The 24,641-nt window shown below is 66.9% G+C and carries 24 protein-coding genes; 6 read left to right on the top strand and 18 right to left on the bottom strand.

Annotated features, from left to right (window positions below; all coding sequences use genetic code 11):
- Window positions 1-20: 20 nt before the first annotated feature.
- Window positions 21-1,001 (top strand): Bug family tripartite tricarboxylate transporter substrate binding protein, encoded by a 981-nt coding sequence (locus WG902_RS18085; RefSeq protein WP_340061546.1) that lies wholly within the window; start codon window positions 21-23, stop codon window positions 999-1,001.
- Window positions 1,002-1,141: 140 nt separating this feature from the next.
- On the opposite strand, the gene moaE is transcribed toward WG902_RS18085, so the two are convergent.
- The 7 genes from moaE to WG902_RS18050 all read right to left on the bottom strand — a co-directional run bounded on the left by moaE (window position 1,142) and on the right by WG902_RS18050 (window position 7,664).
- Window positions 1,142-1,618: a molybdopterin synthase catalytic subunit MoaE gene (gene moaE, locus WG902_RS18080; RefSeq protein WP_340061545.1), complete on the bottom strand. Its 477-nt coding sequence runs from the start codon at window positions 1,616-1,618 to the stop codon at window positions 1,142-1,144.
- Between the two features lie 4 nt (window positions 1,619-1,622).
- Complete coding sequence (moaD, locus tag WG902_RS18075; RefSeq protein WP_340061544.1) at window positions 1,623-1,874, bottom strand: molybdopterin converting factor subunit 1; 252 nt, start codon at window positions 1,872-1,874, stop codon at window positions 1,623-1,625.
- Window positions 1,871-3,097 (bottom strand): molybdopterin molybdotransferase MoeA, encoded by a 1,227-nt coding sequence (locus tag WG902_RS18070; RefSeq protein ID WP_445263706.1) that lies wholly within the window; start codon window positions 3,095-3,097, stop codon window positions 1,871-1,873. The genes moaD and WG902_RS18070 overlap by 4 nt, the downstream gene beginning before the upstream one ends.
- Window positions 3,094-3,627 (bottom strand): molybdopterin-guanine dinucleotide biosynthesis protein B, encoded by a 534-nt coding sequence (gene mobB / locus WG902_RS18065; RefSeq protein ID WP_340061540.1) that lies wholly within the window; start codon window positions 3,625-3,627, stop codon window positions 3,094-3,096. The genes WG902_RS18070 and mobB overlap by 4 nt, the downstream gene beginning before the upstream one ends.
- Window positions 3,624-5,033, bottom strand: coding sequence for a threonine synthase (thrC, locus tag WG902_RS18060; protein WP_340061538.1), 1,410 nt, complete (start codon window positions 5,031-5,033; stop codon window positions 3,624-3,626). The genes mobB and thrC overlap by 4 nt, the downstream gene beginning before the upstream one ends.
- Entirely contained in the window at window positions 5,033-6,355 is a 1,323-nt protein-coding gene (locus WG902_RS18055; RefSeq protein ID WP_340061537.1) for a homoserine dehydrogenase, read from the bottom strand. Before WG902_RS18055 ends, thrC begins: the two co-directional genes overlap by 1 nt.
- Before the next feature lie 82 nt (window positions 6,356-6,437).
- Window positions 6,438-7,664, bottom strand: a complete 1,227-nt coding sequence (locus tag WG902_RS18050; RefSeq protein ID WP_340061536.1) for a pyridoxal phosphate-dependent aminotransferase — start codon at window positions 7,662-7,664, stop codon at window positions 6,438-6,440.
- Between the two features lie 98 nt (window positions 7,665-7,762).
- Between WG902_RS18050 and WG902_RS18045 the strand changes: the two genes are divergently transcribed.
- The 3 genes from WG902_RS18045 to WG902_RS18035 all read left to right on the top strand — a co-directional run bounded on the left by WG902_RS18045 (window position 7,763) and on the right by WG902_RS18035 (window position 10,652).
- Window positions 7,763-8,131, top strand: coding sequence for an Mth938-like domain-containing protein (locus WG902_RS18045; RefSeq protein WP_340061535.1), 369 nt, complete (start codon window positions 7,763-7,765; stop codon window positions 8,129-8,131).
- Between the two features lie 162 nt (window positions 8,132-8,293).
- Window positions 8,294-8,770, top strand: coding sequence for a peroxiredoxin (locus WG902_RS18040; RefSeq protein ID WP_340061534.1), 477 nt, complete (start codon window positions 8,294-8,296; stop codon window positions 8,768-8,770).
- 196 nt (window positions 8,771-8,966) lie between these two features.
- Complete coding sequence (locus WG902_RS18035; protein ID WP_340061533.1) at window positions 8,967-10,652, top strand: PhoH family protein; 1,686 nt, start codon at window positions 8,967-8,969, stop codon at window positions 10,650-10,652.
- 79 nt (window positions 10,653-10,731) lie between these two features.
- On the opposite strand, the gene WG902_RS18030 is transcribed toward WG902_RS18035, so the two are convergent.
- From WG902_RS18030 to WG902_RS17985, 10 genes are all read right to left on the bottom strand, one after another.
- A complete protein-coding gene (locus tag WG902_RS18030) occupies window positions 10,732-11,082 on the bottom strand; it encodes a hypothetical protein (protein WP_340061532.1) in 351 nt (116 codons plus the stop codon).
- 95 nt (window positions 11,083-11,177) lie between these two features.
- Window positions 11,178-12,584 (bottom strand): replicative DNA helicase, encoded by a 1,407-nt coding sequence (gene dnaB / locus WG902_RS18025; protein ID WP_340061531.1) that lies wholly within the window; start codon window positions 12,582-12,584, stop codon window positions 11,178-11,180.
- 303 nt (window positions 12,585-12,887) lie between these two features.
- Window positions 12,888-13,340, bottom strand: a complete 453-nt coding sequence (rplI, locus tag WG902_RS18020) for a 50S ribosomal protein L9 (protein ID WP_340061529.1) — start codon at window positions 13,338-13,340, stop codon at window positions 12,888-12,890.
- Between the two features lie 11 nt (window positions 13,341-13,351).
- Complete coding sequence (rpsR, locus tag WG902_RS18015) at window positions 13,352-13,633, bottom strand: 30S ribosomal protein S18 (protein ID WP_332823801.1); 282 nt, start codon at window positions 13,631-13,633, stop codon at window positions 13,352-13,354.
- A gap of 55 nt (window positions 13,634-13,688) precedes the next feature.
- Window positions 13,689-13,982, bottom strand: coding sequence for a primosomal replication protein N (gene priB / locus WG902_RS18010; RefSeq protein WP_340061527.1), 294 nt, complete (start codon window positions 13,980-13,982; stop codon window positions 13,689-13,691).
- Between the two features lie 19 nt (window positions 13,983-14,001).
- On the bottom strand, window positions 14,002-14,367 hold the full coding sequence (gene rpsF / locus WG902_RS18005; RefSeq protein WP_340061526.1) for a 30S ribosomal protein S6: 366 nt from the start codon (window positions 14,365-14,367) through the stop codon (window positions 14,002-14,004).
- Between the two features lie 98 nt (window positions 14,368-14,465).
- Complete coding sequence (locus tag WG902_RS18000; RefSeq protein ID WP_340061524.1) at window positions 14,466-14,918, bottom strand: hypothetical protein; 453 nt, start codon at window positions 14,916-14,918, stop codon at window positions 14,466-14,468.
- A gap of 59 nt (window positions 14,919-14,977) precedes the next feature.
- A complete protein-coding gene (locus WG902_RS17995; RefSeq protein ID WP_340061523.1) occupies window positions 14,978-16,681 on the bottom strand; it encodes an MFS transporter in 1,704 nt (567 codons plus the stop codon).
- Window positions 16,682-16,790: 109 nt separating this feature from the next.
- Entirely contained in the window at window positions 16,791-18,056 is a 1,266-nt protein-coding gene (locus tag WG902_RS17990) for a putative Na+/H+ antiporter (protein ID WP_340061522.1), read from the bottom strand.
- Window positions 18,057-18,088: 32 nt separating this feature from the next.
- Window positions 18,089-20,413 carry a VC_2705 family sodium/solute symporter gene (locus WG902_RS17985; RefSeq protein ID WP_340061520.1) on the bottom strand — a complete coding sequence of 775 codons (2,325 nt, stop codon included), beginning with the start codon at window positions 20,411-20,413 and terminating at the stop codon, window positions 18,089-18,091.
- A gap of 123 nt (window positions 20,414-20,536) precedes the next feature.
- Between WG902_RS17985 and WG902_RS17980 the strand changes: the two genes are divergently transcribed.
- Window positions 20,537-21,052, top strand: coding sequence for a hypothetical protein (locus WG902_RS17980; RefSeq protein WP_340061518.1), 516 nt, complete (start codon window positions 20,537-20,539; stop codon window positions 21,050-21,052).
- Window positions 21,053-21,060: 8 nt separating this feature from the next.
- Here the strand turns inward: WG902_RS17980 and ppsA are convergent, their stop codons facing one another.
- The gene (gene ppsA, locus WG902_RS17975) at window positions 21,061-23,451 is read right to left on the bottom strand and encodes a phosphoenolpyruvate synthase (RefSeq protein ID WP_340061517.1); all 2,391 of its coding nucleotides are present in this window, start codon (window positions 23,449-23,451) and stop codon (window positions 21,061-21,063) included.
- 179 nt (window positions 23,452-23,630) lie between these two features.
- Between ppsA and ppsR the strand changes: the two genes are divergently transcribed.
- Entirely contained in the window at window positions 23,631-24,452 is an 822-nt protein-coding gene (gene ppsR / locus WG902_RS17970) for a posphoenolpyruvate synthetase regulatory kinase/phosphorylase PpsR (protein ID WP_340061515.1), read from the top strand.
- Window positions 24,453-24,641 lie beyond the last annotated feature (189 nt).

The raw sequence follows: 24,641 nt of genomic DNA, 5'->3' as shown, positions 1-24,641 counted from the left end.
CGCCCGGCTATGCTGCCGGGATGCATTCGAACTCCTCCTTCCAGCCCCTGCGCCGCCTTGTCCTGGCGGGCCTCGCCACCCTCGCCTGCGGCGTCGCACAAGCGCAAGGCGCCGCGCCCGTGCGCATCCTCGTCGGCTTCCCGCCCGGTGGCGGCACCGACGCCATCGCCCGCATCCTGGCCGACAAGCTGAAGGACCAGCTCGGCGCGCCCGTGCTCGTGGAGAACAAGGCGGGCGCCGGCGGCCAGATCGCCGCGCAGGCGCTGAAGACGGCGGCGCCCGACGGCCAGACGTTCTTCCTGAGCCATGACCATTCGATCTCGATCCTGCCGCTGGTGACGAAGAACCCGGGGTTCGATCCGGCGGTGGACTTCGTGCCGGTCGCCGGCTTCGCGACCTTCGCCAACGCGCTGGCCGTGTCGGGCGGCACGCCGGCGAAGTCGGTGGCCGAGTACGTGCGCTTCGTGCAGGGCAATGGCGGCAAGGACACGATCGGCGTGCCGGCGCCGGCGTCGATCCCCGAGTTCATGGTCGGCATGATCGGCGCCAAGTACAAGCTGGACGTGCAGGCGGCGCCGTACCGCGGCAGCGCGCCGATGATGGCGGACATGCTGGGCAACCAGATCAAGGCGGGCGTTGCGTCGATCCCGGATTTCATCGAGAACCACAAGGCCGGCAAGGTGCGCATCGTGGCGGTCATCGGCGACAAGCGCCAGACCATCCTGCCGGATGTGCCGACCTTTGCGGAACTGGGGATCGCGGGCCTGGAGGAGCTGCCGTACTACGGCCTCTTCGCCCCGGCCGGCACCCCGCAGCCGGTGTTGGACCGCTTCAGCCAGGCGCTGGCCCGCGTCATAGCAATGCCGGACGTGCGCGAGCAACTGACCGCGATGGGTTTGACCGTTTCGTACCAACCCCAAGCCGCTTTCACGGCGCGCGTGAAAGGCTATACGCAGAGCTGGGACCGGATCATCAAGTCGAGCGGGTTTACGCCCAAGTAGAAATCGGGAGCGGACAGCCGGACGCAGAAGGCGCAGAAGTTACGCAGAAGACGCAGAAAAAACCAAAGAAGGTTTTGGATGTCCTTTTGCGTCTTCTGCGTAACCTTTGCGTCTTCTGCGTCCGGTTGTTGGGTTTGGCTCTACGAGTTTCGACTCGCTATGCCCCACCGCTCCAGCGCCGCATCGTCGGCCACTCGCGCATCCACCCAGCGCTCGCCATCGGGCGTGCGTTCCTTCTTCCAGAACGGCGCCTGCGTTTTCAGGTAGTCCATCAGGAACTCGCAGGCCTGGAAGCTCGTGCCGCGATGCGAAGACGTGACGACGACCAGCACGATCTGGTCCTGCACCTGCAGCGCGCCGACCCGATGGATGACGCGGACGCCGCGGATGTCGAAGCGGGCGAAGGCCTCGTCGATCATGCCTTCGATCGCCTTCTCCGTCATGCCGGGATAGTGCTCCAGCTCCATCGCGCTCACCGCGCTGCCGTCGTTGCGGTCCCGCACCGTGCCGATGAAGCTGCAGACGGCGCCGACGCCCGGGTCCTGCGCGCGTAGGGCGGCGATCTCCGCGGCAACATCGAAGTCGGCCGTCTGGATCGAGACGCGCGGCGTGGCCATGGCCTCAGCCGCCGGTGACCGGCGGGAAGAACGCGACTTCACAGCCCTCGCGCAGGGCCGCGGTCTCGTCGCTCATGTCCTGGTCCAACGCGATGCGCACGGCCTTGCCGCGCGCCAGCGCCGAGGCATAGGGCTCGCCGCGCGCGATCAGCTCGTCCCGCAAGGCAGCCAGCGTTTCGCCGCGCGCCTGCACCGTCTCGCTGCCCTGCCCCACGGCTTCGCGGATCGATGCGAAATAACGGACGCGGACGTTCATGCCAGCAGCTCCGCCAGAGGCAGGAAGCGCACGACGTCGCCATGCAGGATCGCCTGCCCGCCCGGATTGTCCACCAGGCCGTCCGCCCACACCGTGGAAGTCAGCACGCCGGAGCTCTGGTTGGCAAACAGGTCCAGGCCGCCCTGCCCGTTGCGCCGCACCCGCAGGAATTCGCGGCGCTTGTCGGGTCGCTCCAGCGCGAAGTGCGCCGGCAACTGCAGTGCGGTGGGCTGCAGCTGCGCCGCGCCCTGCAGCTTGAGCAGGAAGGGACGCACGAGCAGCACGAAGGTGACGAAGCTGGAGACCGGATTGCCCGGCAGGCCGATGAAGTGCGCATCGGCCACGCGGCCGTACGCGAACGGCTTGCCGGGCTTCATGGCGATCTGCCACAAGTCGAGCGAGCCGAGTTGCTGCACTGCCGGCTTGATGTGGTCTTCTTCGCCCACCGAGACGCCGCCGCTGGTGAGGATGAGGTCGTTGCCCCGCGCCGCATCGCGCAGCGCCTGCACGGTCGCCTCGCGCACGTCCGGCACGATGCCCAGGTCCTGCACCTCGCAGCCCAGTCGCGCGAGCAGGCTGCGCAGGAAGAAGCGGTTGGAGTTGTAGATGGCACCCGGCTTCATCGCCTGCGGCGCCACCTGACCGGGCATGACGAGTTCGTCGCCGGTGGAGAACAGCGCCACCCGCGGCCGCCGCGCCACCTGCACCTGGTCCCGGCCGATGCTGGCGGCCAGGCCCTGCGCCGCGGGACCCAGCCGCTCGCCGCGCGCCAGCACGGTGCTGCCGCGCGTGATGTCTTCGCCGCTGCGGCGGATCCACTGGCCCGAGGACGGGACACGCTGGATGCGCACACGGCCGTCCTCCAGCACTTCGGTGTCTTCCTGCATCACGATCGCATCGGCGCCGGCGGGCACCGGCGCACCGGTGAAGATGCGCGCGATGGTGCCGGGCTGCAGCGGCAGCGGCGCCGCGCCGGCGGGGATGCGCTGGCTCACCGGCAACGGCACGCCTTCGTCGGCGATTTCGCCGCGGCGCACGGCGTAGCCGTCCATCGCGCTGTTGTCCTGGGGCGGCACTTGCAGGGACGACACCAGGTCTTCCGCCAGCACGCGGCCATCCGCCTCGAACGTGGACACGGTTTCGGCCGGCAGCAAGGCAGCGTGGGCGAGCAGGCTTTCCAGCGCCTCGTCCAGGCTGCGCAGCGACGGCCGGGTTGCGGTCACGCGTAGCTCTCCGCGTTGTATTCGAAGCGATCGCCGCTGTCGACCAGCCATTGCGCTATCGCATCCGGCTGGTTCAGGTCGAGCACCGGGCGCAGCGTCTCCTGCGGCAGCTGGTCCGGCGAGTCGGTGGCGATGGCGACGACGAAGTCGTCGTCTGGATAACGGGCCGGCTTGCCCGCATCGGCGCGCCAGACCTCGATCTTCAGCAGGTTGCTGTTCTTGAAGCCTTCCACCAGCACCCAGTCCACGCCGTCGTAGAGCTCGGCCAGCAGGTGGTGCACCGTCAGGGTGGAAGCCTGCTCGAACTCGCGCATCAGCGCGAGGCGCCGGTCGGAAGCGACCACCACCTCGAAGGCGCCCGCCTCGCGGTGCCGGTACGTGTCCTTGCCGGGATGGTCGATGTCGAAGTCGTGGTGGGCATGCTTGACCACCGAGACGCGCAGCCCGCGCATCTTCAGGGCGGGAATCAGCTGCTCGACAAGGTGGGTCTTGCCCGAGCCGGAGTAGCCGGCAAAGCTGACGACTTTCATGCGCAGTGGGCCGCGATGAATTGCTTCACCTGCGACGCATCGGCGGGCAGCACGGTCACGCGCCTGGGCAGCTGTTCGATGCCGGCGAACCTGGCCGGCCGGTCGGGCTCGCGGCCCAACGCCTCGCGGATGGTTTCGGCGAACTTGATCGGCAATGCCGTCTCCAGCACGACCATCGTTTCGCCGGGCTCGCGCTGCTCGCGCGCCACCTTCAGGCCGTCGGCGGTGTGTGTATCGATCACGGTGTGGAAGCGCTCCCAGGTATCACGGATGGTGGCAAGCCGGTCGGCATGCGTGCTGCGGCCGGAGACGAAGCCGTACTGGTCACGCGCGCGCGCAATGTGGCCGGCCAGGTTGAACTGTCCCTTGGCCGCCAGCTCCTCGCTGAACAGGTAGCGCAGTTTCGCGCCGTCGCGTCCGAGCAGGTCGAACACGAAGCGCTCGAAGTTGCTGGCCTTGGAAATGTCCATCGACGGGCTGGAGGTCTCGTACGTGTCCTGGCTGCCGCGCACGCGGTAGGTGCCGGTGCGGAAGAACTCGTCGAGCACGTCGTTCTCGTTGGTCGCCAGCACCAGCCGCGCAATCGGCAGCCCCATCATGCGCGCCACGTGGCCGGCGCAGATGTTGCCGAAGTTGCCGGAAGGGACGGCGAAGGAGACGCGCTCGGCGTTGGAAGAAGTGGCCTGGAAATATCCCGCGAAGTAGTAAACCACCTGCGCGACCAGCCGCGCCCAGTTGATCGAGTTGACGGTGCCGATGCGGTACTTGCGCTTGAACGCCAGGTCGCCGGAGACCGCCTTGACGATGTCCTGGCAGTCGTCGAACACGCCTTCGATGGCGAGGTTGTGGATGTTGGCGTCCTGCAGGCTGAACATCTGGGCCTGCTGGAAGGCGCTCATGCGGCCCTGGGGCGAAGTCATGAACACGCGCACGCCTTTCTTGCCGCGCATCGCGTACTCCGCGGCGCTGCCGGTGTCGCCCGAGGTCGCGCCCAGGATGTTCAGCTCTTCGCCGCGGCGGGCCAGTTCGTATTCGAACAGGTTGCCGAGCAACTGCATCGCCATGTCCTTGAAGGCGAGCGTCGGGCCGTTGGACAGGCCTTGCAGGAACACGCCTTGCTCGAGCTTCCTCAGCGGCACGATCTCGCGGGTGCCGAAGACCTGTTCGGTGTAAGTCTTGCGGCAGAGGGCCCGGAGGTCGTCCGCCGGAATGTCATCGATGTACAGCGAGAGAATCTCGAACGCCAGGTCCGCATAGGGCAACGCGCGCCATTTCGCCAGCGTCGCGGCATCCACTCGCGGATAGGACTCGGGCAGGTACAGGCCGCCGTCGGGCGCCAGGCCTTCCAGCAGGATCTCGCAAAAGCGGCGGCGATCGGGATGGCCGCGCGTGGACACATACAACATCAGGCGAGTTCTTCCTTGCGAATCCGGGTGATCGGCGCGAGCACCGTCGCCAGGCCCTGCATCTGCGCGATCACTTCGTTCATCGTGCCTTCCCGCACGCTGTGCGTCAGCAGGATCAGGTCGGTGTGGGTCGAGCCCTTGCCGCCGACCACCGCCGCTTCACGCTGGATCATGGCGTCGATGCTGATGCCCGCGGTGGCCAGCAGGCCGGCCACCTTGGCCAGCACGCCGGCCTGGTCGGCCACCCGCAGGCGCAGGTAGTAGCTGGTGACCACGTCGCTCATCGGCAGGATGGCCTGATCGCTCATCTGGTCCGGCTGGAAAGCCAGGTGCGGCACGCGGTGCGCGGTGTCCACGGTGTGCAAACGGGTCACGTCCACCAGGTCGGCGATCACTGCGCTGGCGGTGGGCTCGCTGCCGGCGCCCTTGCCGTAATAGAGGGTGGTGCCGACGGCGTCGCCCTGCACCACCACCGCGTTCATCGCGCCTTCCACGTTGGCCAGCAGGCGCTTGGCGGGGACCAGCGTCGGATGCACGCGCAGTTCGATGCCCTTGTCCGTGCGCCGCGTGATGCCCAGCAGCTTGATGCGGTAGCCCAGTTGCTCGGCGTACTCGATGTCCTGCGACGACAGCTTGGTGATGCCCTCGACATAAGCCTTGTCGAACTGCACCGGCACGCCGAACGCGATGGCGCTCATGATCGTCGCCTTGTGCGCGGCGTCGACGCCTTCGATGTCGAAGGTGGGGTCGGCCTCGGCGTAGCCCAGGCGCTGCGCCTCCTTCAGCGCCACGTCGAAGTCCAGGCCCTTGTCCCGCATCTCCGAGAGGATGAAGTTGGTGGTGCCGTTGATGATGCCGGCGATCCACTCGATGCGGTTGGCCGTGAGGCCCTCGCGCAGCGCCTTGATGATCGGGATGCCGCCGGCCACCGCGGCCTCGAAGGCCACGATCACGCCCTTGGCGTGCGCAGCCGCGAAGATCTCGGTGCCGTGCACGGCCAGCAGCGCCTTGTTGGCCGTGACCACGTGCTTGCCCTGCGCGATGGCCTCCATCATCAGTTGCCGGGCGATGCCGTAGCCGCCGATCAGCTCGATGACGATGTCGATGTCCGGGTTGGCGATGATCTCGCGCGCGTCCTTGACGACCCTGGCCGTGCCGCCGGTGACGGCTTCCGCGCGGGCGGTGTCAAGGTCGGCCACCATGGTGATCTCGATGGCCCGGCCGGCGCGGCGCTGGATCTCGGCCTGGTTGCGCTTCAGGACATTGAAGACTCCGCTGCCCACGGTGCCGATGCCCAGCAGGCCAACCTGGATCGGTTTCATCTCGCCTCCCGACGAGCCGCCTCTAGGGAGGCGAACGCCCCCTCGGGGGGCAGCGACAGCATGCAATGCGGAGCGTGGGGGCTCATTTCGTGTGTCGCTTGCGGTAGGAGTCGAGGAAGCGCGCCATGCGGTTGATCGCCTCGCGCAGGTCGTCCTCGTGCGGCAGGAAGACGATGCGGAAGTGGTCCGGCTGCGGCCAGTTGAAGCCGGTGCCCTGCACCAGCATCACGCGCGTTTCCTGCAGCAGTTCCAGGAAGAACTGGCGGTCGTCCTGGATCGGGTAGACCTTGGGGTCCAGGCGCGGGAACATGTACAGCGCCGCCTGCGGCTTGACGCAGGTGACGCCGGGGATGGCGGTGATCAGCTCGTACGCCAGGTCGCGCTGGCGGCGCAGGCGCCCGCCGGGGCCGACCAGGTCGTTGATGCTCTGGTAGCCGCCCAGCGCCGTCTGGATCGCCCACTGGCCGGGGACGTTGGCGCACAGGCGCATGTTCGAGAGCATGGTCAGGCCCTCGATGTAGTCGGCCGCCGCCTTCTTGTCGCCGGACACGACCATCCAGCCGGCCCGGTAGCCGCAGGAGCGATAGCTCTTGGACAGCGAATTGAAGGTGAGCGTCAGCACGTCCTCGGACAGGCTGCCGATGGCGACGTGCTTCACGTCGTCGTACAGCACCTTGTCGTAGACCTCGTCGGCGAAGATCACCAGCCCGTGTTGGCGCGCGATGGCGACGATCTCCACCAGCAGCTCGCGCGAGTACAGCGCGCCGGTGGGATTGTTCGGGTTGATCACCACGATGCCCTTGGTGGCCGGCGTGATCTTGCGGCGCAGGTCCGCCAGGTCGGGCATCCAGCCGTTGGCCTCGTCGCACATGTAGTGCACGGGGGTGCCGCCGGACAGCGCCGTGGCGGCCGTCCACAGCGGGTAATCGGGCGCGGGCAGCAGCAGCTCGTCGCCCTCGTTGAGCAGCGCGTTGGTGGACAGCGCGATCAATTCGCTGGCGCCGTTGCCCAGCCAGATGTCGTCGAGCGTCACGCCCTTGATGCCCTGCTGCTGCGTGTAGTGCATCACCGCCTTGCGCGCCGCGAAGATGCCCTTGCTGTCCGAGTAGCCCGCCGAATTCGGCAGGTTGCGGATCATGTCCTGCTGGATCTCCTCGGGCGCGTCGAAACCGAACGGGGCGAGGTTGCCGATGTTCAGCTTGATGACCTTGTGGCCCTCTTCCTCCATCTGCCGCGCGGCATCCATGATGGGTCCGCGGATGTCGTACAGCACGTTGGCGAGCTTGGTGGATTTCTGGACGGTCTTCAAAGCCCCTCCTGACGGGCGTTCACGCTCGGTGAAACGTATAATTTGACCATACTCCGCCCGGGCCCCCGCCCTGCGGGGCTTCCCCTTTCCGCATTGCCTTGAAACTCCAGCCCGATCAGTCCAGCGCCCAGACCATCAGCGGCTATGGCCCGGGCTGGGTGGGCGTGGGGCCGGAAAAAATCACGCACAACGTGGTGCTGTCGTCGCGCGGTGACCGCCTGCCCTGGGCGGACAGCTACGAGGCGCTGGGCCCCGAACACTTCGAGGCGCTGGCCCGCCTGCAGGTGGAGGTGGTGATCTTCGGCAGCGGCGAGCGCATCCGCTTTCCCAAGCCGGCCTGGCTGGCGTCGCTGGCCCAGCGCCGCATCGGCATCGAGACCATGGACACGGCCGCGGCCTGCCGCACCTACAACGTCCTGGCGCAGGAGGGGCGGGAGGTCGCGGTGGCCCTGTTGCTCGTGCCATGACACGGGGCGCTGGCCCGTTGGCGGGCCGAAACCGACCCCACGCCATCAGCGGGGACTGTTTCGCTGTAAAATCTCGGGTTGCGGCAAAGGCCTGCGCTGCGTCTTGGCGCTGCATGGGCAAGTAGCACTGTCACCCAGAACCACACACCCGCACAGGACCTTATGGCGATCGTTGTCAACAAACCCCTTCCTGAATTCGAAGCGAACGCCACCGGCGGCCTCAAGGTCACCAACACGACCCATGTGGGCCAGATCGTGGTGATGTACTTCTACCCGAAGGACAATACACCCGGGTGTACCACCGAGGCGATGCAGTTCCGCGACAAGTACAAGGATTTCGTGAAAGCCGGCGCCACCGTGTTCGGCGTCTCGCGCGACAACATGAAGTCGCACGACGAATTCAAGTCCAAGCTGGAACTGCCGTTCGAGCTGATCGCGGACACCGAGGAAAAGATGTGCCACATGTTCGGCGTGGTCAAGAACAAGATCATGTACGGCAAGAAGGTCAAGGGCATCGAGCGCAGCACCTTCCTGGTGGGCGCGGACGGCCTGCTCAAGCAGGAATGGCGCGGCCTCAAGGTCCCCGGTCACGTGGATGAAGTGCTCAAGGCCGTGAAGCTGTTGAAGAAGGCCGCCTGAACCCCTGCTGTCGGGGCTGACGTATCGTTGCAACAGGAAGCCGGCTGACATTGTTGTGCAGCGCGCGATGTGCATAATGAATTCATGCCGTTGACCCTGACGCACCGCGTCATCACCGTCAGTCCCCGAGAAGCCGCCCGGCCTGCCAGGCGGCTTTTTTGTTTGTCGTTGTCCTCAACAGGAAGCCGTAGTCCTTATGCCCCTGCCTCCCGCCCCGACCAAGCGCGCTGCCATGCTCCCGCCGGAAGCCTTCGACGCCCCGGCCCGTTCCTCGCACAAGGCGGCGCGAAAATCGGAAGGGCCTGCAGCCGATAGCGCGCTCGACGAGCGGCCGCAGATCGACGACGACTTCGACCCCCGCGCCGGCGGCGGCGACGTGCAGGCCGGCACGTTCGATCCGGAGATCGAAACCTACCTGGACGAGCCGCAGCAGGCCCGCAAGAAGAAGGACGTGACCGTCCCGGTGCCGCAGCCGAAGAAGAAGAAGGCCAGCGGCCCGCCCAAGATGTTCGTGCTGGACACCAATGTCCTGATGCACGACCCGATGAGCCTGTTCCGCTTCGACGAGCACGACATCTTCCTGCCCATGGTCGTGCTGGAAGAGCTGGACGGCCACAAGAAGGGCACCACCGAAGTGGCGCGCAACGCGCGCCAGGCCAGCCGCTCGCTCGACGCCTTGGCCGGCGCGCCCGGGACGGACATCGCACACGGCCTGAAGCTCGAGAGCACCGGCCACAAGGAAGCGGGCGGCTGCCTTTTCTTCCAGACGATGCCGCTTTCTTCCGGCCTGCCGATGGGCTTGCCGCCCGGCAAGGCGGACAACCAGATCCTGAGCGTGGTGCAGGCGCTGCAGGAAAAGCACGCGCCGCGCCAGGTGGTGCTGGTGTCCAAGGACATCAACATGCGCGTCAAGGCGCGCGCGATCGGCCTGATCACCGAGGACTACAAGAACGACAAGACGCTGGACGACCTGGACCTGATGTATTCGGGTTCGCTGGCCCTGCCCCCGGACTTCTGGGCCAAGCACGGCAAGACCGTCGAAAGCTGGCAGTCCGGCCTGCACACCTTCTACCGCATCAGCGGCCCGATCGTGCCCAGCCTGTTGATCAACCAGTTCGTGTACTTCGAGTCACCCGGCGAGCCGAGCCTGTATGCCCGCGTCACGGAAATCCGCGGCAAGACGGCTGTGCTCAAGACACTGAAGGATTATGGCCACCTGAAGAATGCGGTCTGGGGCGTGACCACGCGCAACCGTGAGCAGAACTTCGCGATGAACCTGCTGATGGACCCGGAGATCGATTTCGTCACCCTTTCCGGCACGGCCGGCACCGGCAAGACGCTGCTGGCGCTCGCCTCGGGCCTGACGCAGGTGCTGGACGAGCGCCGCTACACCGAGATCATCATGACCCGCGCCACCGTCAGCGTGGGCGAGGACATCGGCTTCCTCCCCGGCACCGAGGAGGAAAAGATGGGGCCCTGGATGGGCGCGCTGGACGACAACCTCGAAGTGCTGGGCAAGACGGAAAACGGCGCCGGCGAATGGGGCCGTGCGGCAACCAACGAGCTGATCCGCAGCCGCATCAAGATCAAGAGCATGAACTTCATGCGCGGACGCACCTTCCTGAACAAGTACGTGATCATCGACGAGGCGCAGAACCTGACGCCCAAGCAGATGAAGACCTTGATCACGCGGGCGGGCCCGGGCTCCAAGATCATCTGCATGGGCAACCTGGCGCAGATCGACACGCCCTACCTCACCGAGGGTTCGTCCGGCCTCACCTTCGCGGTGGACAAGTTCAAGGGCTGGCCGCACAGCGGGCACATCACGCTGGCGCGCGGCGAGCGTTCCCGCTTGGCGGATTTCGCCAGCGAAGTGCTGTAGATCAGCGCAAAGGTGTCGGGGTCGGCGTTGCCGAACCCGACCTACGTAGGCCGGGTTCCGCCGCAGGCGGACCCCGGCGTCAACGCTGCTGCGCGTTCACGTCACACGGCGGGCAATAACTGATGCGGCTGCCGAAGGGCGTATAGCGCAGTACCTTCGACAAGCCCTTGCGGCCGCTGGCGGCGCGCGCCACCAGCGTCGCCGCGCCCATGGCGCCGGCAAACCGCACCACCGGATTGCGGTGCTTGCGCGTCACCTGCCACAAGCCGATGCCGATGGCGAGCACCAGCCAGTGCTCGCCCGGAAAGCCTGGCCGCGCCTCGTCGGCGGCCTTGATCTTCTCCAGGGGGGAAGGCTCGTCGAGTTCCGGGGGGACGCTTTGCGCGACCATGGGCACGTTTGCCTCGGCCAGCGTGGGCATCAGGTTCATTTCTTCCATGATCGATCGTCTCCAGGGGATACCTGCAGCAAGGATCGCGCCCCGGCGGCGGCCGGCGCGTAGGAAGAACGCCCCAAACAGACGCGTCAGAAGTCGGCGTTGCCTGACGCGAGGTTCTCGAACTTGGTCAGGTTCTTGATGAAGGCCATCTTCACCATGCCGGTGGGGCCGTTGCGGTGCTTGCTGATGATGATCTCGGAGACGCCGGGCTCCTTGGAGTCCTTGTTGTAGTAGTCGTCCCGGTAGATGAACATGATCAGGTCGGCGTCCTGCTCGATGGCGCCGGATTCACGCAGGTCGCTCATCATCGGGCGCTTGTCGGTGCGCGCCTCCACGCCCCGCGACAACTGCGACAACGCGATCAGGGGGCAACCCAGCTCCTTGGCCAGCATCTTCAGACCGCGGGAGATCTCGCCCACGGCGGTGGCGCGGTTCTCGTCGGCCATGCCGCCGGACACGCTCATCAGCTGCAAGTAATCCACCACGATCAGGCCCAGCTTGCCGCCGCACTGGCGCGCCAGCCGCCGCGCGTTGGCGCGCAATTCGCTCACCGTGAGGCCCGGCGTCTCGTCGATGTGCAGGGAGATGTTGCGCAGCTTTTCGATGGCTTCGGTCAGGCGCGGCCACTCGTCGTCGGTCAGCTTGCCGCTGCGCAGGTGGCCCTGGTCGATGCGGCCGATGGAGCCGACGATGCGCACCGCGAGTTGCGACGCGCCCATCTCCATGGAAAACACGGCGACCGGCAGGCCTTCGTTGAGCGCCACGTGTTCGGCGATGTTGATGGCCAGCGAGGTCTTGCCCATGGAGGGGCGCGCGGCCAGGATGATCAGGTCGCCGGCCTGCAGGCCCGACGTCATGCGGTCGAAGTCGTAGAAGCCGGTGGGCACGCCCGTGATGTCGTTCGGGTTGTCCGCCATCTCCTGCACGCGGTCCAGCAGTTGCACCACCAGGCTGTCCATGCCCTGGAAGCCCTGCTTCATCCGGGAGCCTTCCTCCCCGATGTTGAAGATCTTCTGCTCGGCCTCGTCGAGGATGCGGTCGACCGGCCGGCCCTGCGTGTTGAAGGCGGCGGTGGCGATCTCGTCGCTGGCGGACACCAGCTTGCGCAGGATGGAGCGCTCGCGCACGATCTCCGCGTAGCGGCGGATGTTGGCGGCGCTCGGCACGTACTGCGCGAGCGAGTTCAGGTAGGCCAGCCCGCCGATCTCGTCGGACTTGCCCTGCGCCTGCAGCTGCTCGTACACCGTGATCACGTCGGCCGGCTTGCTGGCGTTGATCAGGCTGCCGACCACGCCGTAGATCAGCTTGTGCTCGTAGCGGTAGAAGTCGCCGTCCACCAGCAGGTCGCCGACGCGGTCCCAGGCCTGGTTGTCCAGCAGCAGGCCGCCGAGCACGCTGGACTCCGCCTCGATGGAATGCGGCGGGACGCGCAACTGCGCGACCTGCCGGTCACGGGGGAAATCGCCGTCGACGGCGCTCAGGACTGCGGACATGGGCTTGCTCTCTTCCTCAAGCGTGGATTGTCCCGCGCCCTGTAGAAATGTCCAGTGATAACACTGGGTACAGCCTGTGGACAACGGGGTGGAGGCTGTGAGGAAAGCGGGAGCGGACAACCGGACGCAGAAGACGCAGAAACTACGCAGAAGACGCAAAAGAAACCAAAGTCCTTTTTCGGATTTTCTCTGGATCCCTTCTGCGTCTTCTGCGCAACTTCTGCGCCTTCTGCGTCCGGCATTCCGATCCCGCATTGAAAAAGCCGCCCGAAGGCGGCTTTCAGCAGCGGAGGGAGATGAGGCTTACGCCGTCTCGCCCAGCACGGTCACGTTGACTTGCACCACCACGTCCGTGTGCAGGGCCACGGAGACGGTGCTGTCGCCGGTGACCTTGATCGGGCCGTTCGGCATGCGAACCTGGGCCTTGGCGACCGGGAAACCCAGCTTGCCCAGGGCTTCGGCGATGTCGAAGTTGGTGACCGAGCCGAACAGGCGGCCATCGACGCCGGCCTTTTGCGTCAGCTTGACGGTCTGGCCGCCCAGCTTCTCGCCCTGTGCCTGCGCTTCGGCAAGCTTGGCCGAGGCGGCCTTTTCCAGTTCGACGCGCTTGGCTTCGAATTCGGCCTTGTTGGCCTCGGTGGCGCGACGGGCCTGGCCGTGCGGGATCAGGAAGTTACGGGCGTAGCCGTCCTTCACCTTCACGATCTCGCCCAGGTTACCGAGGTTGATGACTTTCTCGAGCAGGATGACTTGCATGGCGTGCGTCCTCAGATGCGGTGCTGGTCGGAGTACGGAATCATCGCCAGGAAGCGCGCGCGCTTGATGGCGGTGTTCAGCTGCCGCTGGTAGATCGCGCGGGTGCCGGTCAGGCGCGCCGGGATGATCTTGCCGTTTTCCGAGATGAAGTCGCGCAGGGTGTCGACGTCCTTGTAGTCGATCTCTTCGACGCCGGCGACGGTGAAGCGGCAGAAGCGCTTGCGCTTGAACAGCAGCGACTGCGTGTTGCGCTTCGGACGCTTGTCCTTGTTGAACTTCTTGAATGCGGGCATGTTGGGCTCCTGATCAGTTGGGGACAGAGCTGAAGATCTGTCCCGCAAAAAACTATTAACTGGGTTCTTGCTGGAATGACTGGATATGCAAAACCGGGTGCTTGCCGTGCCGCGGGGCGGCCAGGAAACCGGTGAACCTGAACTCGCTGCCGACGGCCTGCCTGGCAAGCGTCTCGGCATCGGTGCCGAACGCCACGGCCCTGATCTGGGCCTTCACCTGCCTCGTCGAGCCGGCCTCCAGGGCTTCGGACTCGTGTTCGAGGATCAGGTCCAGGGCAGGCAATCCGGCGGGGGTGTAGCGCAGGGGCTTGGCCTCGGCGATACGCGCGCTCAGGATCGTCTGGTTCACACCCGGCGAGTGCCGTCGCTTACGACTGGAACTCCGCCTGTTGCTGCTTGCGCGCTTCTTCGCGCTCCACGGTCTTCATCATGGACGACGGGCCGGTGTCGGCCTTCTTCTTCACCACGGTCAGGTGGCGCAGGACGGCGTCGTTGAAGCGGAACGCGTGCTCCAGTTCGCTCATCACGGGCTGGTCGGCCTCGATGTTGATGCACAGGAAGTGGGCCTTGCCCAGCTTGTTGATCTGGTAGGCCAGCTGGCGACGGCCCCAGTCCTCGACACGATGCACCTTGCCGTTGCCGGCGGTGATCATGCCCTTGTAGCGTTCCAGCATGGCCGGAACCTGCTCGCTTTGATCCGGGTGGATCAGCAAGACGATCTCATAGTGACGCATCAATTTGGACTCCTTTTGGATTGAAAGCTGCCCCGGGGTCCAGACCAGGTGCAGCAAGGGTAAGCCCGCGATTATAGCCCGCGCGCTCCCGCCCCGCTCTACGGGGCCTTCAGCAGCAGGCCCAGCCGTGCGTAGCCCGACGGACCCAGGGCGGCGCGCATCTGCGGCGCCAGCTCCTGCAACTCCGCCAGGCTGCCTGCGGCCTCCACCGCCAGGTGCAAGGCCTCCCACCGCGGCCCAAGCTCGGCCGTGAGCCGGGTCGCCAGGGGGTAGGCCTGCAGGTATCGCTCACGGCCCGACGGATCGGGGGCGCCCGGGGCCAGCGGCGCCGGAGCCGATGCGACGAAGGTGCCCAGTTCCGCCACCAGCCCCATGTCGACCAGCCGGTCGATGTCGGCCCGCGTGACGCCGCCCGGCGAGGTGGCGGCCAGCACCTCCTCGATGGTGCGCTGGCCGTCGCACAGGATGAGTGCGGCGCGCTGCCGGTGCGACAAGCCGCCGTGCCGGTCCTTCAGCACCAGCATGCCCGCGTCCGTCTTGGCCAGATTCATCCGCTACTCCCAAAAAGAAAGCCCGCGCTCGGCGGGCTTTCTCGAGCGATGGCGGAAGCTTAATCCCGGGCGTAGATATCCACGTCCTTGGTTTCCCGGATGAACAGCATGCCGATGATGAACGTACCGGCTGCCACGATCACGGGGTACCAGAGGCCGTAGAAGATGTCGCCGGTGGCCGCCACCATGGCGAAGGCCGTGGTCGGCAGCAGGCCGCCGAACCAGCCGTTGCCGATGTGGTACGGCAGGCTCATGGACGTGTAGCGGATGCGCGTCGGGAACATTTCGACCAGCATGGCCGCGATCGGGCCGTACACCATGGTGACCAGGATCACGAGGAACACCAGGATGGCCAGGACCATGCCGGTATTCATCTTCCCCTTGTCGGCCGCCTGCGTCAGGCCCGCCGCCTTGGCGCCATCGCCCAGCTGCTTCTTGAAGTCGGCGATGGCCTTGGCGGACTCGGGCGCAAACCCGTTGCGCTGGGCGTTCAGCGTGGCGGTCGGCGCATTCAGCACCAGGGTCCCCAGCGTGATCGTGGCCGCACTGCCGGCCGGGCCCGCCTTGTTCTCGTACGGGATGTACGACTGCGTCAGGGCGCGCTTGGCGATGTCGCAGGAGCTGGTGAAGTCGATCTCACGGGCGATCGGGCTGCCCTGGAACGAGCACTGCTTCGGGTCGGCGGTGATCGTCACCTTGCTGGCTTGCTGCGCGGCAACCAGGCCGGGGTTGGCGGCCTTCAGCAGCATCGGGAACACCGTGAAGTACGTCAGCGCGGCGATCAGGCAGCCCGCCATGATGATCGGCTTGCGGCCGATCTTGTCCGACAGCGAACCGAACAGGATGAAGAACGGCGTGCCGATCAGCAGCGAGGCGGCGATCAGCAGGTTGGCCGTGGTCACGTCCACCTTGGCGATGGTGATCAGGAAGAACAAGGCGTAGAACTGCCCCGTGTACCAGACCACGGCCTGGCCGGCCGTCAGGCCCAGCAGCGCCAGGATCACGATCTTGAGGTTCTTCCACTGGCCGAAGGATTCGGTCAGCGGCGACTTGGAGGTCTTGCCCTCGGCCTTCATCTTCTGGAAGGCGGGGGACTCGTTCAGGCTCAGTCGGATCCACACCGAGATGGCCAGCAGCAGGATCGAGACCAGGAACGGGATGCGCCAGCCCCAGTCGGCGAAATCCTTGGGCGTCATCATCTCCCGCACGCCCAGGATCACCAGCAGCGACAGGAACAGGCCCAGCGTCGCCGTGGTCTGGATCCAGGAGGTGTAGGCGCCACGCTTGCCGTGCGGCGCGTGCTCGGCGACGTAGGTCGCGGCACCACCGTACTCGCCGCCGAGCGCCAGGCCCTGCAGCATGCGCAGCGCGATCAGGATCACCGGGGCGGCGATGCCGATCGTGGCGTAGTTGGGCAACAGGCCGACCACGAATGTCGAAGCGCCCATGATCATGATGGTGACCAGGAAGGTGTACTTGCGGCCGATCATGTCGCCCAGGCGGCCGAACACGATGGCGCCGAACGGGCGCACCAGGAAGCCCGCAGCGAACGCCAGCAGAGCGAAGATGTACGCCGAGGTCGGATCGAGCCCCGAGAAGAACTGCGCGGCGATGACGCCGGCGAGCGAGCCGTACAGGTAGAAGTCGTACCACTCGAAAACCGTTCCAAGGGAGGAGGCGAAGATGACCTTCTTCTCCTCGCGGGTCATCGGTGCAGTGTGTACGACCGGACCCGCGCCTGCGCCGGCGGAGGCTGTTGCCATGGCTGTCTCCTTCTTGATGGAAGCCGCAGTATTGGAAGCGGGTCTGACGCAAGCCTGACTGGGACCGACCGGCAGGACTAGGGCATTCCCTAGGCCGCCCGGCCCGCGTTCAGAGCAGGAGAAAGGCCGCCGCGGCGACCGCCGTGGGAACCAGCGCACCGAGCAGGAGCCCCAGCGCGCCGATCGACTCGTCCGCGAAGCCGCGCTTGAGCAAGGCCACACCGGCTGGATTGGGCGCATTGGCGATCACGGTGAGCCCGCCGCCGGCGACGGCACCCGCCACCAGCATGTACTTCGCCTCGTCCGAGATGCCTTCGATCAGGGAACCCAGGTACGTGAGCGCGGCGTTGTCCGTGATGGCGGTCAGGGCGGCGGCGCCGAAGAAAAGCACGCCGGGAGACATCGAAGACACGAAGGGCTGCAGCCACCATTGCTGCATTCCACCCAGCACCACCAGCCCCGCCAGGAAGAATGCGACGAGCAAGGCTTCCTTGAGGATCAGGGGGTTCTGGTGGCGCTCGTACGCCTGGGTGAATCCCAGGAACATCAGGAACAGGCCCAGGAACGCCACCGGATGGTGGGCGAGCGCCACCACCGCCGCCAGGAAAGCGAGGTGGATGGCAATGATGGGATACGGAACGCGGAGTCCCGGCACGGCGTCGTGCGCGACGCCGTGCCCCAGGTGCGGGCGCAACACGGCCACCGCGAGAGTCGCGTTGACCAGCACGGCGATCGCTGCCTTCCAGCCGAAGGTCTGCGCCATGAAGCTCGACGTCCACCCCCAGGCGCCCGCGACCATCAGCACCGGGGGCGCCGCGAACGACGTCAGGGTCCCGCCGATCGAGACGTTCACGAACAGCACGCCCAGCGCGAAGTATTTCGGCGGCTCGGGCATGTTCGACCGGAAGATCTGCGGCGCGAGCATCAGGGCGGCAAGCGTCATGGCGGCGGGCTCGGTGATCAGGGAGCCGGCCAGGGGCACCAGGGCCAGGCCGAGCCAGGCGGCGGCGATCGGCGCCGGCACGGGAAGCAGCCGCACGAGGAGCGCCGTGACCTGCACGGCGGCGACCAGGACCGGGCGCGACGCTGCCACCACCATCACGACGAACACGAACAGCGGCTCCGTGTACTGTCGGGACTCGGCGTAGTCGAGCGCGAGCTTGCTGCTGCCGAAGACGGCCAGGCACAGCACCAGCGCGATGGCCCAGAAGCCGAACACCACCTCCACTTCACCGAGCAGGTGGAACAAGCCCGCGTGGCGGGGATACCGGTGGGCGAGCCGCTCGAACTGCTTGGCCAACAAGGTATGCAGCACGGCGGCGCCGAAAAAGACCGCCGCCAGCTGCAGCAGGAAGGGAGGAATGTCCTGGGTCATGGCCGGAACCAGGATGCAATGGCGGCCATGGTCTATTCCTCCTCGGCGATGCCGTATGCCTGGTCGAGCTTGTTCATGGAGTACGCGTAGTACCAGATCAGGGCCACGTACACCGCCAGCGCGCCCTGGGCGCCCACCCAGAAGCTGAACGGCCAGCCGAAGAAGTTGAAGTTCAGGTGGCGCGAAAAGTACGCCACCACGAAGGTCACCAGGAACCAGATCACCAGCAGGACGCCGGTGAGCCGCAGGTTCCTGCGCCAGTACGCCCGATGGCTGGCCGTCATCTGCACAATTTGTCTCTTCTCGGACCCGGGGAGCAGGCTGGCGGCGACCGTCACCGCGATGCCGGTGGCGACGCCGAACACGCCCCCGGCGACGGGCATGATGCCGAACCACAAGGAGGCCTCCCCGGAGGCGCCCAGCGCGCTACGCACGCTGGGGCTGCTCGAAGCCATGTAGTACACGGTGACGCCGAAGCCCGCGAGCATCCCGCTGACGGCGCCGCGCCGCGTGGCGCCAGGCCAGAAGATGCCCAGCACCATGGCGGGCAGCAAGGCGGACGCGGCCAGCGAGAACGACGCCGACACGAGCGGCAGGATGTCGGCGGGCTTGAGCGTCGCCACCATCGCCGCCAGCAGCGCCACGCCCAGCAATGCGAACTTGGACAGGATCACCCTTTGCTCCGGGGTGGTCCGGTGGCCGCTGTCGTGGCTGTACAGGTCGCGCACGAGGGCGTTGCTGATGGTGAGCAGCAGGCCGTCGGCCGTGGACAGCGCCGCCGCCACCCCCCCGGCGGCCACCAACCCGGAGATGACGTACGGCAGGCCGCCGATCTCCGGCGTCGCCAGCATGATGATGTCCGCCCCCATGCGGATCTCGCCGAACTGCACGCGGCCGTCGCCGTTGACGTCGCTCACCGACAGCAGCGCAGGGTCCACCCTCCCCCACTGCACGATCCAGGTCGGCAAGGCGTCGAAGCTGCTGCCGACCAGCCCCTGCATCACCTCGAACTTCACCAGCACCGCCAGTGCCGGGACACTCAGGTAGAGGAGGCCGACGAAGAACAGCGCCCAGGCCACCGAAGTGCGCGTGTCGGCGACGGAGCGCGTCGTATAGAAGCGCGTCAGCAGGTGCGGCAGGCTCGCGGTGCCCGCCATCAGGCAGAACATGAGCGCAAGGAAGTTGGCGCGGGACGTCTGGAACGCCTCGCGCTCGGCGGCGGTCCCGTCGGGATCGCCGGCGAAGGGCTTGCTGTGCGGCGGCAGGCCGCCCAGGGGCTGCGCGCGCTGCAGCGATTCCTGCTGCAGCCGCGTCCAGTACTCGCGCGCGGACGCGGGATCCTTCGGCAAGGCTGCCAGCTCCCGGTTGGCGGCGACGATGCGTGCCGGGTCCGCGTCCTGCGCCTTGAGCTGGCGGATGCGCTCGCGCGCCTCGGCACGTTCCCGCACCAGCGCCCCTTCGACATCGGCCAGCTTGTCGCGGTAGTCGGCGGCGCGCCGCAGGAACACGAGCTGCACTTCGCGCTCGCCCGGCGACGCCATCAGCTGCCGCTCGAGCTCTTCGATCTTCTGCATCTGCAGGCCGTAGACCAGCGGCGCCATCGGGTTGCCGAGCTGCTTGTAGGCCAGCCACGAAACCGGAATCAGGAAGGCAAGCAGCAACACGACGTACTGCGCCACCTGCGTCCAGGTGATGGCCCGCATTCCCCCCAGAAAGGAGCAGAGCAGCACGCCGCCGAGGCCGAGGAGGACGCCGATCTCGAATTGCACGCCGGTCAGGCGCGAGGCGATCAGCCCGATGCCGTAGATCTGCGCCACCACGTACGTGAACGAGCAGATCATGGCGGCGAGGGCCGCCAGCCGCCGCGGCCAGTTGCCGCCATAGCGCACATGGAAATAGTCGGGCACGGTGTAGAGCCCCAGGCGCCGCAGGTAAGGCGCCACCAGCAGCGCCACCAGGCAAAAGCCGCCGGTCCACCCGAGCACGTAAGCCAGGCCGCCGGGCTCCCGCTCGCTGCCGCCGAAGCCTTGCAGGTACAGCCCGCCGGCCAGGCTGATGAAGGATGCGGCGCTCATCCAGTCGGCGGCCGCCGCCATGCCGTTGTACATCGGCGGGATGCGGCGGCCGGCGACGTAGTACTCCTCGGGGTCCGTCGTGCGGCCCCGGATGCCGATGGCCGCGTACATGATCACGGTGGCGAACATGAAGATCGGACCGAGCCATAGGCGCGACAGGCCTCGCTGCTCCGCCCAGGCAAGCGCGGCCAGGAACAGCAGGAAGCCGGCGACGAACGCGATGAGCACTCGGCGGATGCGCCGTTCGTAGCGCACTGCGGGACTGCCGGTCAGGTCATCCATGGCCGCGATCATCGCACCGGTCGCCAACTTGTTCGCACGCGCCGCCTGTGCGCGGTACCGGGCGGCCCCACGCGGGGAAGCCACGCGGCATACTCACGCTGAGCTATCGCAGGGAGTCAAGCCATGGCGATCGACACGGACGTCATCTATCGCAAATCGGGTCGCGGCGTGGACGCCATCGGCACGCGGCCGGCCGGGTTGAGCTCGGCCCAGCGCAACCTGCTGATCCTGGTGGACGGCAAGCGCACTTTCAACGAGCTGGCGACGCTGTGGAGCGTGCTCGGCGACACCCACGAGGCGCTGGGCGTGCTGCTTGCGCTGGGTTTCATCGAGCCGACTGCGGCGCGGGCGGCGCCCGCGCCGATCCGCGTGCAGCCGTCCGCTCCCTCGGCGCAGCGCGGCCCCGGGGCCACGGAACTGCTGGTGCCGCTGCAGCACGCGCAGGAGTTCGCCACCGAACGGCTGCTCGACCTGCTGGGCGCCGAAGGCGACGACCTGTGCCAGCGCCTGCGCGCCACGCGCAGCCCGCGCGAGTTCCGCGCGGCACTGCGCCGCACCGAAACCAGCCTGAGGGAAGTGATCGGCCACGAGCTGGCCGAGCGGTTCCTGCAGCAGGTGGAGAACCTGCGCGCGCCCTGACCGGGCGCCTACTCGGCCAGCTTCTGCCAGGTGGCGATCACGCTGTCCGGGTTCAGCGAGATCGACGTGATGCCCTCGGCCACCAGCCACTGCGCGAAGTCGGGGTGGTCGCTGGGGCCCTGGCCGCAGATGCCCACGTACTTGCCGTGCTTCACGCACGCGGCGATGGCGCGCGACAGCATCGCTTTCACCGCCGGGTCGCGCTCGTCGAAGTCGGCGGCCAGCAGCGCCAGGCCGGAGTCCCGGTCCAGCCCCAGCGTGAGCTGCGTGAGGTCGTTGGAGCCGATCGAGAAGCCGTCGAAGAATTCCAGGAACTCCTCGGCCAGGATGGCGTTGCTGGGGATCTCGCACATCATGATCAGCTTCAGGTCGTCGCGGCCCCTCTGCAGCCCCTGCTCCGCCAGCAGCTTGGTCACGCGATCGGCCTGGCCGAGCGTGCGCACGAACGGCACCATCACCTGCACGTTGGTCAGGCCCATCTCGTTGCGCACCCGCACCAGCGCCTCGCACTCCATCGCGAAGGCCTCGCGGAACTCGGCGCTGATGTAGCGCGCCGCGCCGCGGAAGCCGAGCATCGGGTTCTCTTCCTCCGGCTCGTAGCGGCTGCCGCCGATCAACTTGCGGTATTCGTTGGACTTGAAGTCCGACAGCCGCACGATCACCGGCTTGGGCCAGAAGGCCGCGGCGATGGTCGCCACGCCCTCGGCCACCTTGTCGACATAGAAGGCGCGCGGCGATGCGTGGCCGCGGGCCACCGACTCCACCGCCTTCTTCAGGTCGCCGTCGACGTTGGGATAGTCGAGGATGGCCTTCGGGTGGACGCCGATGTTGTTGTTGATGATGAATTCCAGGCGCGCCAGGCCCACGCCGTGGTTGGGCAGCTGCGCGAAGTCGAAGGCGAGCTGCGGGTTGCCCACGTTCATCGTGATCTTGGTCTTGATCTCCGGCATCTCCCCGCGCTGCACCTCGGTGATTTCGGTCTCCAGCAGGCCGTCGTAGACGAACCCGGTGTCGCCCTCGGCGCAGCTCACCGTCACCAGCGTGCCGTCCACCAGCCGCTCGGTGGCGTCGCCGCAGCCCACCACGGCGGGGATGCCGAGCTCGCGCGCGATGATGGCCGCATGGCAGGTGCGGCCGCCCCGGTTGGTGACGATGGCGCTGGCGCGCTTCATCACCGGCTCCCAGTTCGGGTCGGTCATGTCCGTGACCAGCACGTCGCCGGCCTGCACCTTGTCCATCTCCGCGGTGCTGTGCACCAGCCGCACCGGCCCGGTGCCCACCTTCTGGCCGATGGCGCGCCCTTCGGCCAGCACGCTGCTCTTGCCCTTGAGCTTGTAGCGCATTTCCGCCTTGCCCTGCTGCTGGCTCTTCACCGTTTCGGGCCGCGCCTGCAGGATGTACAGCTGGCCGTCCCCGCCGTCCTTGCCCCACTCGATGTCCATCGGCCGGCCGTAGTGCTTCTCGATCACCAGCGCATAGCGGGCGAGCGCCTCGACGTCCTGGTCGGTCAGCGAAAAGCGGTTGCGCTGCTCCAGCGGCACGTCGACCGTCTTCACCAGCTTGCCGCCTTGCGCTTTCTCGGCGTCGCTGGTGAACACCATCTGGACCAGCTTGGAGCCAAGATTGCGGCGGATCACCGCGCGCTTGCCGGCGTTCAGCATCGGCTTGTGGACGTAGAACTCGTCGGGGTTGACGGCGCCCTGCACCACCGTCTCGCCCAGGCCGTAGCTGGAGGTGATGAACACGACCTGGTCGAAACCCGACTCGGTGTCGATGGTGAACATCACGCCGGCGGCCCCCAGGTCGGAGCGCACCATGCGCTGTACGCCGGCCGACAGCGCGACTTCGGCGTGGGCAAAGCCCTTGTGCACGCGGTAGCTGATGGCGCGGTCGTTGTACAGGGAGGCGAACACCTCCTTCATCTTGTGCAGGATGTCCTGGATGCCGACCACGTTGAGGAAGGTCTCCTGCTGGCCCGCGAACGATGCGTCGGGCAGGTCTTCAGCGGTCGCGGAGGAACGCACGGCGAAGCTTGCGCCGGCGTTGCCGGCGGCGAGCTTGTCGAAGTGCGAGCGGATCTCCCGCTCCAGGTCCGCCGGGAAGGGCTGGGCCTCGATCCAGCCGCGGATCTCCGCGCCGGCCGCTGCGAGCGCCCGGACGTCGTCGGTGTTCAGCGTTTTCAGGCGCTGCTCGATGCGTCCGGCCAGGCCGTCGTGCTGGAGGAATTGGCGAAAGGCATGCGCGGTGGTGGCGAAGCCGGTCGGCACGCGCACGCCCCCTGGCAGCTGCGAGATCATTTCGCCGAGGCTGGCGTTCTTGCCGCCGACCGCCTCGACGTCGGTCATTCTCAGGTCTTCAAACGGTACGACCAGGGCGGTCGCGTTGAAAAGGGCAGACATGGGGAGACTCCGGAAGTTGGAACTGGGTCTGCGCGGCGGCGCAACGCGGCAGGCCCCACCGATGGGCTTTGTCGTTGTTCGAAGGGGCGGCGGGGAGGCATGCGCGGGAATTCTTCAATAATGGCCGGGATTGTAGGCGTGGCCGCCTGTTCGCGGCCCACCCTGAGCAAGGCTCCTTCATGCACACCCGCACTGTCTTTTTCGTGTCGGACGGCACCGGCATCACCGCCGAAACCTTCGGCAACGCCATCCTCGCGCAGTTCGAGTTCAAGCCGCGCCACGTGCGGCTGCCCTTCATCGACACGGTGGACAAGGCGCACCAGGTGGTGCGGCAGGTGAACCACACGGCGGAGGTCGAGGGCCGCCGCCCGGTGGTGTTCACGACGCTCGTCAACGTCGAAGTGCTGCAGGTGATCGAGGAGGGTTGCCGGGCCATGGTGCTCGACATGTTCGGCACCTTCGTGCGGCCGCTGGAGATCGAGTTGGGCATGAAGTCCAGCCACCGGGTGGGGCGCTTCGCCGACGTGAGCAAGAGCAAGGAATACCACGACCGCATCGAGGCGATCAACTACAGCCTGGCCCACGACGACGGCCAGTCCAACCGCGACCTCGAGCAGGCCGACATCATCCTGGTGGGTGTCAGCCGCAGCGGCAAGACGCCGACTTCGCTGTACCTGGCCATGCAGTACGGGCTGAAGGCGGCCAACTATCCGCTGATCCCGGAAGACTTCGAGCGCCGGCAATTGCCGCCGTCGCTGGTGCCGCATCGCCAGAAGATCTTCGGCCTGACGATCCAGCCGGAGCGGCTGAGCGAAATCCGCAACGAGCGGCGGCCGAACTCGCGCTACGCGGCGCTCGAGAGCTGCCGCAACGAGGTGGCGGAGGCCGAGGCGATGATGCGGCGCGAAGGCATCCGGTGGTTGTCGACGACCACCAAGTCGATCGAAGAGATCGCCACGACGATCCTGCAGGAGATCCGGCCGGAGCGGCTGGACTACTGAAGTGTCGGGGTCGCTCCGCGAACCCGACCTACGCATTCGGCCGCGCAATTCGGGTTCGCGCAGCGATCCAGTCGGTCCGGGTAGGTCGGGTTCGCGCAGCGACCCCGACAGGCCGCGATAGCTGTCCCCTAACACCGCCATGCCTGCTTTCAATTGGGAAGCGGCCCGAACTGCCTTATCCTTCATAGG

Source organism: Ramlibacter sp. PS3R-8, from assembly GCF_037572435.1.
Classification (GTDB): domain Bacteria; phylum Pseudomonadota; class Gammaproteobacteria; order Burkholderiales; family Burkholderiaceae_C; genus Ramlibacter.
Note: the sequence above shows the minus strand (reverse complement) of the source record. Positions and strands in the feature narration are given on the sequence as shown.